The organism is Photorhabdus aballayi, from assembly GCF_026153155.1.
Taxonomy (GTDB): domain Bacteria; phylum Pseudomonadota; class Gammaproteobacteria; order Enterobacterales; family Enterobacteriaceae; genus Photorhabdus; species Photorhabdus luminescens.
This window is the reverse complement of sequence record NZ_JAPFCD010000002.1, coordinates 148,561-166,295: the sequence shown is the minus strand read 5'-3', so window position 1 is coordinate 166,295 and position 17,735 is coordinate 148,561. Positions and strand designations below refer to the sequence as shown.

10 protein-coding genes and 2 pseudogenes are annotated in these 17,735 nt (G+C 35.9%); 9 read left to right on the top strand and 3 right to left on the bottom strand.

Translation table 11 applies throughout. The features are described from left to right. Positions 1-13 precede the first annotated feature (13 nt). Positions 14-1,096, bottom strand: coding sequence for a bifunctional DNA-binding transcriptional regulator/O6-methylguanine-DNA methyltransferase Ada (gene ada / locus OO184_RS02090; protein ID WP_265377768.1), 1,083 nt, complete (start codon positions 1,094-1,096; stop codon positions 14-16). A gap of 155 nt (positions 1,097-1,251) precedes the next feature. On the opposite strand from ada, the gene OO184_RS02085 reads away from it, so the two are divergent. The 5 genes from OO184_RS02085 (at position 1,252) to OO184_RS02065 (ending at position 9,290) form a co-directional block, all read left to right on the top strand. Further along, entirely contained in the window at positions 1,252-2,190 is a 939-nt protein-coding gene (locus tag OO184_RS02085; RefSeq protein WP_265377767.1) for an alpha/beta hydrolase family protein, read from the top strand. A gap of 855 nt (positions 2,191-3,045) precedes the next feature. Beyond that, positions 3,046-3,327, top strand: coding sequence for a Cro/Cl family transcriptional regulator (locus tag OO184_RS02080; protein WP_265377766.1), 282 nt, complete (start codon positions 3,046-3,048; stop codon positions 3,325-3,327). A 766-nt stretch (positions 3,328-4,093) separates the two neighbouring features. Beyond that, positions 4,094-5,194, top strand: coding sequence for an amidinotransferase (locus tag OO184_RS02075; RefSeq protein WP_132346503.1), 1,101 nt, complete (start codon positions 4,094-4,096; stop codon positions 5,192-5,194). Positions 5,195-5,739: 545 nt separating this feature from the next. Then, a complete protein-coding gene (locus tag OO184_RS02070; protein ID WP_265377765.1) occupies positions 5,740-7,332 on the top strand; it encodes a serine hydrolase domain-containing protein in 1,593 nt (530 codons plus the stop codon). 365 nt (positions 7,333-7,697) lie between these two features. After that, positions 7,698-9,290 carry a serine hydrolase domain-containing protein gene (locus OO184_RS02065; protein ID WP_265377764.1) on the top strand — a complete coding sequence of 531 codons (1,593 nt, stop codon included), beginning with the start codon at positions 7,698-7,700 and terminating at the stop codon, positions 9,288-9,290. Between the two features lie 135 nt (positions 9,291-9,425). On the opposite strand, the pseudogene OO184_RS02060 reads toward OO184_RS02065, so the two are convergent. Both OO184_RS02060 and OO184_RS02055 read right to left on the bottom strand, forming a co-directional pair. Continuing rightward, positions 9,426-9,601: pseudogene (locus OO184_RS02060) on the bottom strand (IS982 family transposase); the annotation flags it as partial. Positions 9,602-9,719: 118 nt separating this feature from the next. After that, positions 9,720-10,398: pseudogene (locus OO184_RS02055) on the bottom strand (IS982 family transposase); the annotation flags it as partial. Positions 10,399-10,531: 133 nt separating this feature from the next. Between OO184_RS02055 and OO184_RS02050 the strand changes: the two are divergent. From OO184_RS02050 to OO184_RS02035, 4 genes are all read left to right on the top strand, one after another. Next, positions 10,532-12,124, top strand: coding sequence for a serine hydrolase domain-containing protein (locus tag OO184_RS02050; protein WP_265377763.1), 1,593 nt, complete (start codon positions 10,532-10,534; stop codon positions 12,122-12,124). 370 nt (positions 12,125-12,494) lie between these two features. Next, complete coding sequence (locus OO184_RS02045) at positions 12,495-14,090, top strand: serine hydrolase domain-containing protein (protein ID WP_265377762.1); 1,596 nt, start codon at positions 12,495-12,497, stop codon at positions 14,088-14,090. 13 nt (positions 14,091-14,103) lie between these two features. After that, positions 14,104-15,696, top strand: a complete 1,593-nt coding sequence (locus OO184_RS02040) for a serine hydrolase domain-containing protein (protein WP_265377761.1) — start codon at positions 14,104-14,106, stop codon at positions 15,694-15,696. Between the two features lie 286 nt (positions 15,697-15,982). Continuing rightward, positions 15,983-17,575, top strand: a complete 1,593-nt coding sequence (locus tag OO184_RS02035) for a serine hydrolase domain-containing protein (protein ID WP_265377760.1) — start codon at positions 15,983-15,985, stop codon at positions 17,573-17,575. Positions 17,576-17,735 lie beyond the last annotated feature (160 nt).

Genomic DNA, 17,735 nt, shown 5'->3' with positions numbered 1-17,735 from the left:
AATATCCTGGATATCACTGTGATTGTTTTTTCTCTTGTTCTAGAAGCGTTTTTTTGCGTTCAATACCCCAACGATATCCCGATATGGCGCCATCAGTACGTATTACACGGTGGCATGGAATGGCTACCGCTAGTTTATTCGCTGCACAGGCATTAGCGACTGCCCGCACAGCTTTAGGATAACCGATATATTCAGCAAGTTTTTGATAACTTATTGTTTGACCAATGGGAATTTTCTGTAGCGCCAACCAAACTTGTTTTTGGAATGCGCTGCCTTGAATGTCCAATGGCAGATTAAATTGCGGTTTAGGCTGTTCAATAAAGCCGATAACATAAGCGATTGTATTTTCAAAATTACTGTCTCCACCAATCAATTCTGCTTCAGGAAACATATCTTGTAGTTTATGGATAAGTTGTTCTTCATCGTCTCCCAAGGATATAGCACATATCCCTTTGTCAGTTTGAGCAACAAGAATTTCACCAAGGCGGCAAGTTCCAATAGCGAAATGGATAGTATGGTTTTTTCCTCCTTTTTTATACTGAGACGCGAGCATTCCCAATATGTTTTCAGCCTTTTCATAAACGCGGCTGCTAGAACCATATCCGGCATTGTAGATCGCATGGGTAACAGAATCTTTTGATTCGGTTAGGTAGTGGCGTAGTCGTTTTTCTTTGTGTAAATCGGCATATTGTTTAGGAGTCAGGCTAGTCTGTTTTTTAAAAAGCCGATGAAAATGAAACTCACTGAGTCCAATTTGAGCTGCCAATACCTTTAAGTTGCTATATTCCTCTGATGTTTCAATTAATCGGCAAGCTTGAACAATTCTCTTAATATTTTGTTCATCAAGAGATGCTGAATTTGGTCGACAGCGCTGGCAGGCTCTGAAGCCAGATTGTTCCGCTTCCTGCCATGTATCTTTGAATAGAATATTTTCAGGTTTTGGGAAACGTGCAGAACAAGATGGGCGGCAATAGATACCGGTTGTCAGTACGCAATAAACAAATGGAATATCAGGTTCAGGATTTTTATTGAGAATGTCTTGCCAACGAGGGTCATCTAATATTTTCTTTGCTTGAGCATGTTTATCGTTTTTCATTTCTTATCTCCAAATGTATGGATGTTTTAATGATTATAGTTAACAACTGGGGTAAAAAAACGCTGAACCTTGCTTTCAAATTTTAAAAATCCTTACTGACAGGAACAATATCGTCAATTTGTGGTCTTTGTATATGTCAGTTAAAGGAGAGATTAATGAGAGCATATTGTTTTAATTTACGACAGAAAATTCTGACGTCTGTTCTGCTTTTTTCATGTTGTATAGGTTTCGCTTACTCAAATACAAATACGCATAAACAGTTTTTCCGTCATGATGGTAGTGAAATAACTTACTATCTTAAGCAAAGGGGAGGTAAGAATCTATTGGTGCTGATACAAGGTTCTGATTGTAATAGCATCGCTAATAATAAATTTGTGAATGACACATTCAGTGATATTTATCCCAGTAGTGATGTTTTGACTGTGGAAAAATATGGCATTAATGCATCACTCCCTTGGTCTGATGCTGTTGAGCGTTCAGATTGCCCCAAGGCTTATATGAGACTGGATACGCCAGAACAGCGGGTTGAGGATTATATTCAGATCATTAGTTATTTGAAACATCAGAATAAATATAACAAGATCATTATTCTGGGAGGTAGTGAAGGGGCAGTCGTTGCGAATTTGATTACATCACAAGTCAATTATATTGATAAAACTGTGTCACTGAATGGTGGGGGGCAGTATTTCGCTGATGATATTATTCATAGTATGAAGAGTGAGATACCATCGGAACATATCGATGAAGAAATTAAAGGATTTAGGGATTTTCAGCAAAAAGTAGCGACTGGGAATAATATGGGTCACGTAGAAATGAGCAATCACGGTGCTAATTGGTGGAGAGTCTCTCTTGGTATTGATCAATATAAAGTGTTAAGTCAGACTAAAAGACCTATATTGATTATTCAAACACTAAATGATAATTCAGTCAGCGCTAGTTCGGCGATAAAAATGGAAGAGCAATTAAAGAAAGATAATATTACCTTTTATCAATACCCGGGTCTAAGTCATGGATTTAGAAATAGTGAAGGTATTTTGCAGATTACTCCTATTGTTGAGGATATAAAGAATTGGTTATCTAGGGATTATAGATAAGCCTCGATCATTTAAATAGTATTAATTCGTCTGTTTTTCCATATGGGGGAATGATATTAAGTTTGATAATAAAGGCGTGGTATAGTTAACATTGACACCACGTTTTTATAATATTATTTCGGCATAGTAATTGTTGTTAGTTTCATATTTACTTTGATTAAAGTAAATCTATTTCACTGAGGGTGGTTATATTTAATTTTTAATAAATAATAAAGTGATAATTAATGTCTCATGGTCAATTTAATAAGATAATTGTTTGAGATTTATTTTATATTCTTGTTGTTATAATGGGAAGATAGAATGTTATTATAATTCTGCTTATAAATCATCACTTGATTAATATACCGCTTTTTATTTCCACAAAATATAGTATTAAAATGTTATAAATTATCTCTGTTTTTGAGATGATGTTATCGATTTTATCTTTTAACTCGTAGAGGGAAATAGCTGTTTATTCCTCATTATTATTCATGTCTGTCATTATGTTCAATGGAAAAAATTACTAAAATATCCTGTTCATTACAGGATGTCATATCTTTTTTATTTTTTGTTGGGTAATAAAATATTGATTTTAAATTAATTAAATTTATTTTTTTATTTTATTGACAATACATTAATGGCATCTATAGTTATATGTATTAGATAAAGCGTCAATACGGCATAAAAAATGCTGTATATGTTATCTAAGTGCTGGATAAATTCCTGATAAACACCTTGTTTTCTAGTGAAAATGGTTACAATTTCATATGGTCAAGATGAATAGCTTATTATATGTATTCTGGAGTGATATAAGTTATTTATCAACGGGTTAGATTAAATTTTGGAGTTTATATTATGATTATTAAGAAAGATATTTTGCTACATGAAGATCTGATTGTAGATGATGAGCTTAAAGTGGGTAAGGTAGAGAAGGTCAATATTGATATTCTGTCACCCAGTTCAGTTATCGTTAGTCTGAATATTTTAGGCGTGGTTGATGATTTTCATCTATTGCTAGTTGATGATAAAGATAAAGACAAGATTGTGCTGCTCTATCTTTCTCTGTTACGTGTTCTTCATGAAAAATTAGATGTAAAAGTAAAAGTCGCAAAAAGTAATCTTACTAAGATGAAATATATAGTAGGTGTTGAAATTTAAGAGGTATTTATTAAATTTCTAAATGAGTGCGTGAGATAAAAGATTTCTTAGAATAACTGGGTTTGATTTAAGTAATATAATCAGTTATCAAATGCCGTATTATTACCGATTGAAATTAAATGTAATATTTCTTTGTGTAATGAAACTGATTTTATTCAAATCCTAAATGTATTTTTATTAAATACAATTAACTACAGGCAGAATGGTAATATTACTGTTCTGCCTTTGTTTATATTGGATTGAATTATTATATAATCAAAAAAACAATGTTATTATAAATGAATTTTCATTTGTTTATCTGTGTTAATATTTATCAGTTAATAATGATATAAAAAACAGTCACATTAACTCTATTTTACAATCCTTAAATTTAATTCCTTTACAAATTTAAATGTCCATATATTATTGCTCGCAGACAAATTTATATTCTTATTTTAGCGTTATAAAATTACAGTGAAACTATAAAGTTGTATTGTATATTATCACCTTAGTTGAACGTTTTATAACGGAAAAATAAATTTTTTGACAGTTTTTACTGTTTTAAATAACCAATATTATGATTTATTGTTGGATTTATTAGATCTAAAAAAATTATAGTTAATTTGATTTTTTTAACAGAAAGAGATGTAAATCCATAATATTATGTATGATGACATATTTAAATTGAATTTCTTCTAAGAGGTTTATATTGATGGAAATAGGGTCGCGATTAATACAATTGTTATAGTTTTAAAGCGACATAATATTTATAATATCAGGAGACGACATGCTTGATTCAAATGTAACAGATAGTAATTGTAAGGTTTCTTCCCCCGTTTGTTCTTTTAATGAATGGGACCCACTTGAGGAGGTTATTGTCGGTGTAGTTGATGGCGCCAGATTTCCCGGCTGGCATATGGCGATAGAACCGATACTACCATCGAATCAGATTGAAAATTTTCATCGGTATGCAGGTCGGTCATTTCCGCAAGAGCAAATTGATGCAGCATCTAGAGAATTAGAAGAGTTTGTCCATATTCTTAGAGGTGAAGGTGTGACAGTACGTCGCCCAGATCCGCAAGACCAATCTCAGGTATTTGGCGCACCAGGCTGGAGTAGTACAGGGTTTTATTGTGCAATGCCTCGCGATGTGCTGTTAGTTATTGGAAATGATATTATTGAATGCCCGCTAGCATGGCGTTCCCGTTATTTTGAAACGGCGGCATATAAGACTTTACTTAAAGATTACTTTAAGAAAGGTGCGAAATGGAGCGCCGGGCCAAAGCCACAGTTGATCGAGGAACAATATAATTTCGAATGGCATCAGCCTAATGGCAGGGATCGTGTTCCCCTTGCTATAACTGAGTTTGAACCGACTTTTGATGCTGCGGATTTTATCCGGTGTGGGCGAGATATCATTGCTCAAAAGAGCCATGTCACAAATGAATTTGGTATTGAATGGCTTCGTCGTCATATAGGTGATGAATATCGTATTCATGTTTTTGAATTTAACGATGATAACCCTATGCACATTGATGCCACCTTTGTTCCTATGGCGCCAGGAAAACTGTTGATTAACCCAGAAAAGGTGTTAAAAGTTCCTGAACTATTTAGGAAATGGGATGTATTACATGCGCCTCATCCGGTTATTCCTGATGACCATCCTCTGTATACGACCAGTAAATGGATCAACATGAATATTCTGATGTTGGATGAGCAGCGGGTGATTGTTGAAAGGCAGGATGAGCCAATGATCGCTGCAATGAAACGCTGGGGCTTCACGCCGATTCCATGTAATTTCAGGAATTTTAATACGTTCGGCGGTTCCTTCCATTGTGCAACCGTGGATGTAAGACGGCGCGGAACTTTACAGTCTTATCTTGACTAGGAAATAATGATGGCTATCTGGAGATATTCCCTTTGGGATGCAGTCATGTTTGCATTAAATATCTTTCATATGGTAGCCACTTTTATGCGAGTTGTGTATTGGGGTATAAAAGTGATTATAGGATTGAAAGTTCTCCCAATATTTGACCATGCTAAATATGCCTCTACATTTATATACGTCGGATGTAAATGCTAGAGATAAATACCTGCATGCACACAGTTACTTTTAGGTTAACATTAATCACAGTGTGTGCATGCATCTTGCTTGTATTCCCCCCTTTCTCCCCATCATTTCTATAATTGTGAATAATAACAGGTTATTTAATTCTGGATTTAAATATGAGTTCTGAAATAATTGCTGGTAGCGAATCACGGCTAGTATGAATTTATCTTGACCGCAGTCACTTTCTGTTTCTCTTTATATATTAAATGATAATAGTTATTGCTTGGATGTTGATTATTTCCGTCTTACAGTACTGCCCACATATATATTGCTATCAGACTGCATATATATGTCTTGTTTTATAACATAATATAAGGAAATTAATGATGGAATCGATGATATCTAAAAATAACATTCAGTTGTTTATCAATAAAATAGATGATCTAGTTAATATTGAAAATGAAAAAAAAGGTGGCGCTCTCGCAGTCGCTATTATCCAAGATGATAAGATAATTTATCAGCGCCATATCGGGCAAGCTAGCATGGAACATGCTGTTGCTATACAGCCTAATACTAAATTCTATTTAGCGAGTGCTTCAAAACAATTCACGGCTTTCTGCATAGCCTTGTTGGAGAAAGAAGGAAAACTCAATGTTAAGGATAAAATCGGACAATATTTGGATTATTTACCCGCGCATTTCTGTGATATTACTATTGAGCATCTTATTCACCATACCAGTGGGTTACGGGATGTATTTTTACTTTATGGTCTGGCAGGTAAAAACTCGAGTTTTGACCACTGCAATGCTGATTTAGTGGAAAAACTTATCCAACGACAACAGACATTTAACACCCCCACCGGGGAATATTATATTTATAGCAACACGGGCTATTATTTGTTGGGGGAAATTATCAATGTAGTTTCAGGTAAGTCGTTGAAAGAATATGCAGAAGAAAATGTTTTCGCTCCATTAGAGATGAAAGATACTATTATCTGTGATGATATAACCGAGATTATCTCTAATCGGGCGATGGGTTACACTTATAATCAGAATTCGCAACAGTGGGTAAGAAGCGATATCAATAATTCTGTGATGGGTAGTGCAGCGGTTCATTCCACCGTGAATGATTTATGTCGTTGGGCTAGAGCATTTTATTCGCCATCAATTGTTCAGGATCTACTGCCTCAATTATCCCGTACACCAGATTTAACCAATGGCAATCGTAACAATTATGCTTACGGTTTGATTGTAGACCAACGTGAAGGGCAAAGGGTAATACAACACAGTGGTACCTATGCTGGCTTTAGAGCTAATGTTTTTATTTTACCAGATGCTAAATTAGGTATGGCGATGACTGCTGCAAGCAATGTTAATGTTGGTGAATGGACGGATAAGTATATTGATATATTGTTTAATACCCATGTTGAGCCAGAAAAACCACATTGCTTAACTAATGATATTGATATCACCGGTATTTTCCGCGGGATAGAGCCTTATCCTTATATTATTACCAAAGAAGATGTTTATTTTTTAGGTGATTTATTTAAAAAAGGTAACCCGATTATTTTTAACTCTGACGGTTCATTCCAGGAGGAAAAAGGTAAAATTAAGTTCAGACCCGTCATTGAAAATGACAGTGTTATCGCACTAGATCATATTGATGAAAATGGTAATGTTTTTTATTTGAAAAAGATGGACGATGAAGATAGTATCGATATTCAACTATTGTCAGGACGCTATTATAGTCACGAAACAGAGGCGATAATTGACATTATATCGTCTGGTGATGGTATTTATATTGATGGAATTATCCATCCTGTAAAAAAAGAGGCTTTGCGACATATTTATGGCAATAGTTATTTCTCTCCCAGTGCTGAGTTTGTTATTGATTTTGAACTTGATCCTGATACCAATAAACCTCGTCTTTATATCGGTAATGCACGTTGCTTGAATGTGGAATTCGTTACAGTTTAATTGACTAGTGAATAAATACAAATTTAAAATAGCGTTCATCTAGCAGGATGGAATTAATGCTATTGAGGGCCTAAAGATATTTTCTATTAGATACACTTTGTTCCAGGCAGAACAATTATATTTATGTTCTGTCTTTTTTTTGTAAACATTAAATCCTAAAATTATTTCTGAAAGAAAATAATGTTTATAAAATTTAGCTAATTTTAATTTTCATCCGCAGTTACTTTATATTGTCATTCACACATTAAATGATGGTCATGATTACTTGGATATTTCTTGTTTACGCCTTACAGTACTGCCCATATATGTATTGCTATCAAGTCGTATATATATATTCTGTTTTTCAATCTTAAATAGGGAAATTCATGGTGGAATCGATGATATCTAAAGATAATATTCAGTTGTATATCAATAAAATAGATGAGCTGGTTAATATTGAAAATGAAAAAAAAGGCGGCGCTCTCGCTGTTGCTATTATCCATGATGATAAGATAATTTATCAGCGTCATATCGGGCAAGCTAGCATGGAACATGCTGTTGCTATACAGCCTAATACTAAATTCTATTTAGCGAGTGCTTCAAAACAATTCACGGCTTTTTGCATAGCTTTGCTGGAGAAAGAAGGAAAGCTCAACGTTAAGGATAAAATCAGACAATATTTGGATTATTTACCCGAACATTTCTCGGATATTACCATTGAGCATCTTATTCATCACACCAGTGGATTACGGGATGTATTTTTACTTTATAGTCTGGCAGGTAAAAACTCGAGTTTTGACTACTGCAATGCTGATTTGATGGAAAAATTGGTCCAACGACAACAGACATTGAACGCCCCCGTTGGGGAATATTATATTTATAGTAATACGGGCTATTATTTGTTGGGGGAAATCGTCAACGTGGCTTCAGGTAAGTCGTTAAGAGAATATGCAGAAGAAAATATTTTCGCGCCATTAAAGATGAAAGATACCATTATTTGTGATGATGTAACCGAGATTATCTCTAATCGGGCGATGGGTTACACTTATAATGAGAATTCGCAACAGTGGGCAAGAAGCGATATCAATAATTCTGTGATGGGTAGTGCCGCGGTTCATTCCACCGTGAATGATTTATGTCGTTGGGCTAGAGCGTTTTATTCTCCATCTATTGTTCAGGATCTACTGCCACAATTATCCCGTACACCAGACTTAAACAATGGCAATCGTAACAATTATGCTTACGGTTTGATTATCGACCAACGTGAAGGTCAAAGGATAATACAACACAATGGTACCTTTGCTGGCTTCCAAGCGAATATTTGTATTTTACCGGATGCTAAATTAGGCATGGCGATGACTGCTGCAAGCAATGTTGATGTTGGTGAATGGACGGATAATTATATGGATATCTTGTTTAACACTCATATTGAACCAGAAAAACCACATTTCCCAACCATTGATATTGATATCACCGGTATTTTCCGCGGGATAGAGCCTTATCCTTATATTATTACTAAAGAAGATGTTTATTTTTTAGGTAATTTATTTAAAAAAGGTGATCCGATTATTTTTAATTCTGACGGTACGTTCCAAGAGGAAGGAAGTAAAATTCAGTTCAGACCCGTCATCGAAAATGACAGTGTTATCGCACTGGAGCATATTGATGAAAATGGTAACGTTTTTTATTTGAAAAAGATGGATGATGAAGATAGTGTCGATATTCAGCTATTGTCAGGTCGCTATTACAGTCACGAAACAGAGGCAATAATTAATATTATATCGTCTGGTGATGATATTTATATTGATGGGATTATCCATCCTGTAAAAAAAGAGGCTTTGCGACATATTTATGGCAATAGTTATTTCTCACCCAGCACTGAATTTGTTATTGACTTTGAATTTGATCCTGATGAAAATAAACCTCGTCTTTATATCGGTAATGCACGTTGCTTGAATGTGGAGTTCGTTGCAATTTAATTTCAGGTTAGTAAATACAAGTTTAGAACAGAGTTTCGTTAGCAGGATAGAATTAATATTGTTGAGGGACTAAAGATATTTTCTATTAGATACACTTTGTTCCAGACAGAATTATTATATTTAACCTGAATTTTTTTAAGCCGTCACTATGCTATCTTCTTCCGAATAGAAAATATCTGGGGACGGTTTCTTCAACTTAAAACAGTAAGCAATGATCCACTCAAAGCTGTCAACAGAAATCCTTTTATACTCTGGCGGCGTGAATATTCTATCTGAGAAATCGTTTTTAACTGCTCATGGATCGCTTCTATACCCTATGGATTTCAAGATGCATCGCGACGGCAAGGGAGCGAATCCCCGGGAGCATAGCGAACTATGTGACCGGGGTGAGTGAGCGCAGCCAACAAAGAGGCAACTTGAAAGATGACGGGTATATACCTTTTAATAACATTATCTTATCCCACTCTGCCAGCGCATCTGCTTTCATATTATGTCGCTTTTTAGTGATAAAGATGATGCCGGTTTCTGCTAGCTTCTTCTGAGTTCCTGGCTCAAATACCCTTTGATGCCCTTCTATGAGTTAATGAACGAGTTCTTTCATCCACGTTATCCACGTTGCCTGCGATCACTGTAGCCGCCACAATTTTGCCCTGATGGTTAACAATCAAATGTAACTTGGATCTGTAAAATCATCCCATTGATGTTTTTCTTCGTTTTGGCTACACCATCAAAGACCTTATAGCGAGGAATGCTGATATTATGGCAAACATACAAACGGGTGGAATCAATAAAAGCAATCCCCGTAGATTTTACTTTTAATTTAGTGAGATAACTGCACAGAGGCACTAAAATAGACGCAGCAACACCGATAAAACGCGTATAACTGAGTAAAGTTGGAAAATCGTTGTGATGATATCGCCAGATACACTTCAGGTAAAAAGCCTTCAAGTTGCGATAATGTGACATGTGAAAAAGGATCAAAATGGTCATTATTTCGCTGGCTCACACGCTGGCGATACCCCTTTTCGATACAAAATCGTTCCCACTGAGGAATGAAAAAGCGGCAGAAATCATCGACATCACAGAAAATTTCAACTAACTTGTCCATAGCCTGTTCTTTCCTAGAGCAGTTTTTTATTAGTCTAAAATTCTGATCTTGGAACTGGCGTTTAGTTCAATATCTTATCCAGAATTCGGATTCTATTTATGTTTTGTCTGTTTTTTATAAATGTTAGGAGATAATGATGAAACTGACAATATCTACAGATAATATTAAATTATTTATCAAGAAAATAGACGAATTAGTTAATATTGAGAATAAAAAAAAGGGCGGCGCTCTCGCTGTTGCGGTTACTCACGGTAATAAAACCATTTATCAGCGTCATATCGGGAAAGCTAGCATGGAACATGCTGTGGCTATAAAACCTAATACTAAATTCTATTTAGCGAGTGTTTCAAAGCAATTCACGGCTTTTTGCATAGTTTTACTGGAGAAAGAAGGAAAGCTCAACGTCAAGGATAAGGTCAGACAATATTTGGATTATTTACCCGCTCATTTCTCTGATATTACTATTGAACATCTTATTCATCATACTAGCGGGTTACGGGATATATTTTTACTTTACGGTCTGGCAGGTAAGAATTCAGATTTTGATTACTGCCATGTTGATTTAGTCAGAAAACTGATCCAACGACAACAAGCACTTAACGCCCCTACAGGGGAATATTATCTTTATAGCAACACGGGCTATCATTTACTGGGGGAAATCGTCAGTGTGGTTTCAGGCCAGTCATTGAAAAAATATGCAGAAGAAAATATTTTCGCTCCATTAAAGATGAAAGAGACTTTTATCTGCGATGATGTAACCGAGATTATCCCCAACAGAGCGATGGGTTACACTTATAATGAGGATTCGCAACGGTGGATAAGAAGCGATATCAACAATTCCGTGGTGGGTAGCGCAGGGGTTCACTCCACCGTGAGAGATTTGTGTCGTTGGATGAGAGCGTTTTATTCGCCATCGATTGTTCAGGATCTGTTGCCTCAATTATCCCGTACACCAGATTTAACCAATGGCAATCATAACAATTATGCTTACGGTTTGATTATCAGCCAACGAGAGGGGCAAACGATAATACAACACAGCGGTGCTTATGCTGGCTTCAGAGCTAATATTTGTATTTTACCTGATACTAAGTTAGGTATCGTGATAACGGCTGCAACAGGTGTTGATGTTGCTAAATGGGTAGATCGGTATATTGATATATTGCTTAACACCGATATTGGGCCAGAAAAACCGTATTACCGAACCGATAATATTGATATCACCGGTATTTTCCGGGGGATAGAGTCTTATCCTTATGTTATTACCAAAGAAGATGTTTATTTTTTAGGTAATTTATTCGAAAAAGGTAACCCGATTACTTTTAACTCTGACGGTACATTCCAGGAGCAAGGAGGTAGAACCCGATTCAGACCGATAATTGAAAATGACAATGTTATCGCATTGGAACAGATTGATGAAAATGGCAATATTTTTTATTTTAAAAAAATGAATAATGAAGATAGTGTCGATATTAAACTATTGTCAGGGCGCTATTATAGTGACGAAACAGAGGCAATAGTTAATGTTATGTCGTCTGGTGAAAATATTTATATTGATGGGATTGTCCATCCTATAAAAAAGGAGGTTTTGCGGCATATTTATGGGAATAGTTATTTGTCCACAAGAACTAATCTTATTATTGATTTTGAGTTTTATCCTGATGAAAATAGATGTCGTCTCTATGTCAGTAATTCACGTTGCTTGAATTTGGAATTCATCGCAGTTTAATTTTCAGGTTAGTAAATACAAATTTAGAACAGTATTTCGTTAACAAGGATAGGATTGATGCTATTGTGAGAGCCTGGAGATATTTTCTACTAGACAAACTTCATCCTAGGCAGAACAGTTATATTTATGTTCTGCCTGTTTTTGTAAGTATTAGATCCAAAATGATTTCTGTAAGAAAATAATTGTTTGTAAAGTTTAGCTAATTTCTATTTTCATCCACAGTTACTTTATATTGTCATTTACATATTAAATGATAATCATTATCACTTGGATGTTTGTTGTTTACGCCTTATAGTACTGCCCGCATATGTGGTATTGCCAAATTGCATATATGTGCCCTGTTTTTATAACTTTAAATATTAGGAAATTAATGGTGGAACTGACATTATCTACAGATAATATTGAATTATTTCTCAAGAAAATAAATGAACTAGTTAATATTGAAAATAAAAAAAAGGGTGGCGCTCTTGCTGTTGCTGTGACCCACGGCAATAAAACCATTTATCAGCGTTATATTGGGCAAGCTAGCATTGAACATGCTGTAACTGTAAAACCTAATACTAAATTCTATTTAGCGAGTGTTTCAAAACAATTCACGGCTTTTTGCATAGCCTTATTAGAGAAAGAAGGAAAGCTCAGCGTTAAGGATAAAGTCGGACAATATTTGGATTATTTCCCCGCAGAATTCTCTGACATTACCATTGAACATCTTATTCACCATACCAGCGGGTTACGGGATGAATTTTTACTTTATAGCCTGGCAGGCAAAAATTCAGATTTTGATCACCGCCATATTGATTTGGTGAGAAAACTGACTCAACGGCAACAGGCGCTTAACTTCACGTCTGGAGAATATTATCTCTATTGCAACACAGGCTATAGTTTACTGGCGGAAATCGTCAGCGTAATTTCAGGTAAATCGTTGAGGAAATATGCGGAAGAAAATATTTTTGTCCCATTAAAGATGAAAGATACCTTTTTCTATGATGATGTAACTGAGATTACTTCTGATCGGGCGATGGGTTATGCTTATAACGAAAAACCGCACCAGTGGGTAAGAGATGATATCAACAATACTGCTGTGGGGGGTGGTGGGGTCTACTCCACCGTGAACGATTTGTGTCGTTGGATTAGAGCATTTTATTCACCATCAGTTGTTCAGGATCTGCTGCCTCAATTATCCCGTACACCAGATTTAACCAATGGCAATCGCAATAATTATGCTTACGGTTTGATTATCAGCCAACGCGAAGGGCAAAAGATAATACAACACAGTGGTGCTTATGCTGGTTTCAGGTCTCACGTTTATATTTTACCGGATGTTAAATTAGGTATCGCGATTACCGCGGCAACAGGTGTCGAGGTGACTAAATGGGTGGATAAATATATTGATATCTTGTTTAACACTCATATTGAACAGGAAAAACCGCATTGCCTAACCAGTGATATCGATATTACCGGTATTTTCCGAGGAGTAGAGCCTTATCCTTATATTATCACCAAAGAGGATTGTTATTTATTGGGTAATTTATTCGAAAAAGGCAATCCGATTACTTTTAACTCTGACGGTACATTCCAAGAGGAAGGAGGCAAAATCCGATTCAGACCCATCATTGAAAATGACAATGTTATCTCTCTGGAGCAGATTAATGAAAATGGTAATGTTTTTTATCTTAAAAAGATGATTGATGATGATGATGTCGATATTCAACGATTGTCAGGGCATTATTATAGCCATGAAACAGAGGCGGTCATTTCTGTTATGCCTGTTGGCGATGGGATTGGTATTGATGGGATTATCTATCCTGGTAAAAAGGAAGTCTTACGGCGGATTTACGGGAAGAGTTATTTTTCTCCCAGTACTGGATTGATTATTGATTTTGAATTAGATCCTGATACCGACAAACCTCATCTCTATATCAGTAATTCACGTTGTTGGAAGATAGAATTTTATAATCTTAAATAAAATAAGGAGGTTAATGATGGAATTTACTATATCTACAGATAAGATTAAGTTGTTTCTCAAGAAAGTAGATGAATTAGTTAATGTTGAGAATAAAAAAAAGGGAGGCGCATTCGCTGTTGCGGTTATCCACGGCAATAAAATTATTTATCAGCGTCATATTGGACAAGCTAGCATTGAACATGCTGTGGCGGTAAAACCTAATACCAAATTCTATTTGGCGAGTGTTTCAAAACAATTCGCGGCTTTTTGTATTGCTTTGCTAGAAAAAGCAGGGAAGCTTTGCGTCAAGGATAAAGTTGGACAATATTTGGATTATTTCCCCGCAGAATTCTCTGATATTACCATTGAGCATCTTATTCACCATACCAGTGGATTACGGGATGCATTTGTACTTTATAGCCTGGCGGGTAAACATTCAGACTTTGACCACCGCCATATTGATTTGATGAGAAAACTGATCCAACGGCAACAAGTACTTAACTTTACGCCAGGGGAATATTATCTTTATAACAATACAGGTTATTATTTGCTGGCAGAAATAGTCAGAGTGGTTTCAGGTAAATCGTTAAAAGAATATGCAGAAGAGAAAGTTTTTGCCCCATTAAAGATGAAAGATACTTTTTTCTATGATGATATAACCGAGATTATTCCTGATCGGGCAGTGGGTTACGCTTATAACGAGGAGTTGCGCCAGTGGGTAAGAGATGATCTCAACGATGTGGTAGTTGGTGGCGCAGGGCTTTATTCTACGATGAATGATTTGTGTCGTTGGATCAGAGCATTTTATTCACCCTCCATTGTGCAAGATCTGTTGCCTCAATTATCTCGTACACCAGATTTAACCAATGGCAATCACAATAACTATGCTTACGGTTTGATGATCAGCCAACGAGAAGGACAAAAGATAATACAACACGGTGGTTCCTATACTGGTTTTAAATCTCATGTTTGTGTTTTACCGGATGCTAAATTTGGTATCGCGATTATCGCGGCAACAGGTGCTGAGGTTACTGAATGGGTGGAGCGGCATATTGATATTTTGTTTAACACTGAGATTAAGCCAGAAGAACCGTATTGCCTAACCAGTGATATCGATATTACCGGTATTTTCCGAGGGGCAGAGCCTTATCCTTATATTATTACCAAGGAAGAGACTTATTTGTTAGGTAATGTATTCGAAAAAGGTAATCCGATTATTTTTAACGCTGATGGTACATTCCAAGAGAAAGGCGGTAAAATCCGGTTCAGACCTATCATTGAAAATGACACTGTTATTGCATTGAAACAAATTGATGAAAATAACAATGTTTTCTATTTTAAAAAGAGGGTTGATGACGGTGGTATCGATATTCAGCGATTGTCAGGGCGTTATTATAGTCATGAAACAGAAGCAACGATTACTGTTTTCGCTTCTGGCGATGGGATTGGTTTTGATGGGGTTGTATATCCAGGTAAAAAGGAAGCCTTACGGCGGATTTATGGGAGTAGTTATTTATCGCCCAGTACTGATGTGATTATTGATTTTGAATTAGATCCTGATACCAATAAACCTCATTTCTATATCAGTAATTCACGTTGTTGGAAGATAGAATTCGTTGCAGTTTAATTTATAAAGTGATAAGTCAGAATGAAGAATAGCATGATTATAGCAGAATGAAATTAATGCTATTAAGGTCCTAAAGATATTCCCTATTAGATGCACTTTTTTCCAGGCAGAACTACTATATTTATGTTCTGTCTGTTTTTTGCAAATATCAGCTCCTGTAATTACTTTATATTGCCCTTCATATATTAAATGATAACCATTATCACTTGGATGTTTCCTGTTTACGTCTTACAGTATTGCCCGTATATATATTCTGTTTTATAACCTTAAAATAAGGAAATTAGTGATGGAATCAAAGATATCTACTGATAAAATTGAATTATTTCTCAAGAAAATAGACAAACTGGTTAATATTGAAAGGAAAAAAAAGGGTGGAGCTCTTGCTGTTGCTGTGACCCACGGCAGTAAAACCATTTATCAGTGCCATATCGGGAAGGCTAATATTGAACATGCAGTGGCTGTAAAGCCTAATACTAAATTCTATTTGGCGAGTGTTTCAAAACAATTCGCGGCTTTTTGTATAGCCTTATTGGAGAAAGAAGGAAAGCTCAGCGTTAAGGATAAAGTTGGACAATATTTAGATTATTTCCCCGCAGAATTCTCTGATATTACTATTGAGCATCTTATTCACCATACCAGTGGATTACGTGATCAATTTTTACTTTATAGCCTGGCAGGTAAAAATTCAGACTTTGACCACCGTCATATTGATTTGGTGAGAAAACTGACGCAACGGCAACAAGCGCTGAATTTTACGCCTGGAGAATATTATCTCTATAGCAACACCGGCTATAATTTACTGGCGGAAATAGTCAGAGTGATTTCAGGTCAGTCGCTGAGAAAATATGCAGAAGAAAATGTTTTCGTCCCATTAAAGATGAAAGATACCTTTTTCTATGATGATGTTACCGAGATTATTTTTGACCGGGCAATGGGGTACTCCTATAACGAGGACTCGAACCGATGGATGAGAGAAGATCTCAATGATGCGGTGGTAGGAGGTTCGGGCCTGTATTCTACAGTGAATGATTTGTGTCGCTGGATGAGAGCGTTTTATTCGCCATCGATTGTTCAGGATCTATTGCCTCAATTATCTCGCACGCCAGATTTAACTAATCGTAATCGTAACGATTATGCTTATGGTTTTGCGATTAGCCAACGTGAAGGGCAAAAGATAATACGACATGATGGTGGTTATGGCGGCTTTAAATCAGAAGTTTGTATTTTGCCTGATGCTGAATTAGGTATTGCTGTTACTTCCGCAATGAATACTAATGCCTCCAAGTTTGTTCGACAATGTATTGATGTATTGTTTAATTCCAATGGTATTAAACTAGAAAAACAGCCTTGTCAGACTAGTGATATTGATATTACGGGTATTTTCAAAGGAATAGAACCTTATCCTTATATTATTACTAAAGAAGATTGCTATTTATTAGGTAATTTATTCGAGAAAGGTAACCCGATTATCTTTAATGCAGATGGAACATTCCAAGAGGAGGATGGGAAAATTCGGTTCAGACCTGTTATTGAAAATGACAGTGTTATTGCATTGGAGCAAATTAATGAAAATGGCAACATTTTTTATTTAGATAAGATGATTGACGATGGTGGTACCGATATTCAGCTACTGTTAGGATATTATTATAACCACGAAACAGAAGCTGTGCTCACTGTTGCAGCCTCTGGTGATGAGATTTATATCGATGCAATTATCTCTCCTGAAAGAAAAGAAGTCTTACATCGGGTTTATGGGAATAGTTATTTTTCTCCTAGCACAGAGCTTATTATTGATTTTGAATTGGACCCTGACACGAATAAACCTTACCTTTATCTCAGTAATGGTCGTTGCTGGAATATAGAATTTGTCGCGTTTTGATTGAGATGGCAATAAACACACATTGATAACAGTGTTTTTCTGGCGGGATGGCGGATTCTATTGAGATCCCCGAGATATTTTCTACCAGATGGACTTTTTCTAGGCAGAACGTCCATATTCATGTTCTGCCTTACAGGGCTGACTTTATATATCTATTTGT

Bases quoted from the DNA above. Each gene is read 5' to 3' on its own strand.
- ada (WP_265377768.1), bottom strand. From the start codon at position 1,096: ATGAAAAACGATAAACATGCTCAAGCAAAGAAAATATTAGATGACCCT.
- OO184_RS02085 (WP_265377767.1), top strand. From the start codon at position 1,252: ATGAGAGCATATTGTTTTAATTTACGACAGAAAATTCTGACGTCTGTT.
- OO184_RS02075 (WP_132346503.1), top strand. From the start codon at position 4,094: ATGCTTGATTCAAATGTAACAGATAGTAATTGTAAGGTTTCTTCCCCC.
- OO184_RS02070 (WP_265377765.1), top strand. From the start codon at position 5,740: ATGATGGAATCGATGATATCTAAAAATAACATTCAGTTGTTTATCAAT.
- OO184_RS02065 (WP_265377764.1), top strand. From the start codon at position 7,698: ATGGTGGAATCGATGATATCTAAAGATAATATTCAGTTGTATATCAAT.
- OO184_RS02050 (WP_265377763.1), top strand. From the start codon at position 10,532: ATGATGAAACTGACAATATCTACAGATAATATTAAATTATTTATCAAG.
- OO184_RS02045 (WP_265377762.1), top strand. From the start codon at position 12,495: ATGGTGGAACTGACATTATCTACAGATAATATTGAATTATTTCTCAAG.
- OO184_RS02040 (WP_265377761.1), top strand. From the start codon at position 14,104: ATGATGGAATTTACTATATCTACAGATAAGATTAAGTTGTTTCTCAAG.
- OO184_RS02035 (WP_265377760.1), top strand. From the start codon at position 15,983: ATGGAATCAAAGATATCTACTGATAAAATTGAATTATTTCTCAAGAAA.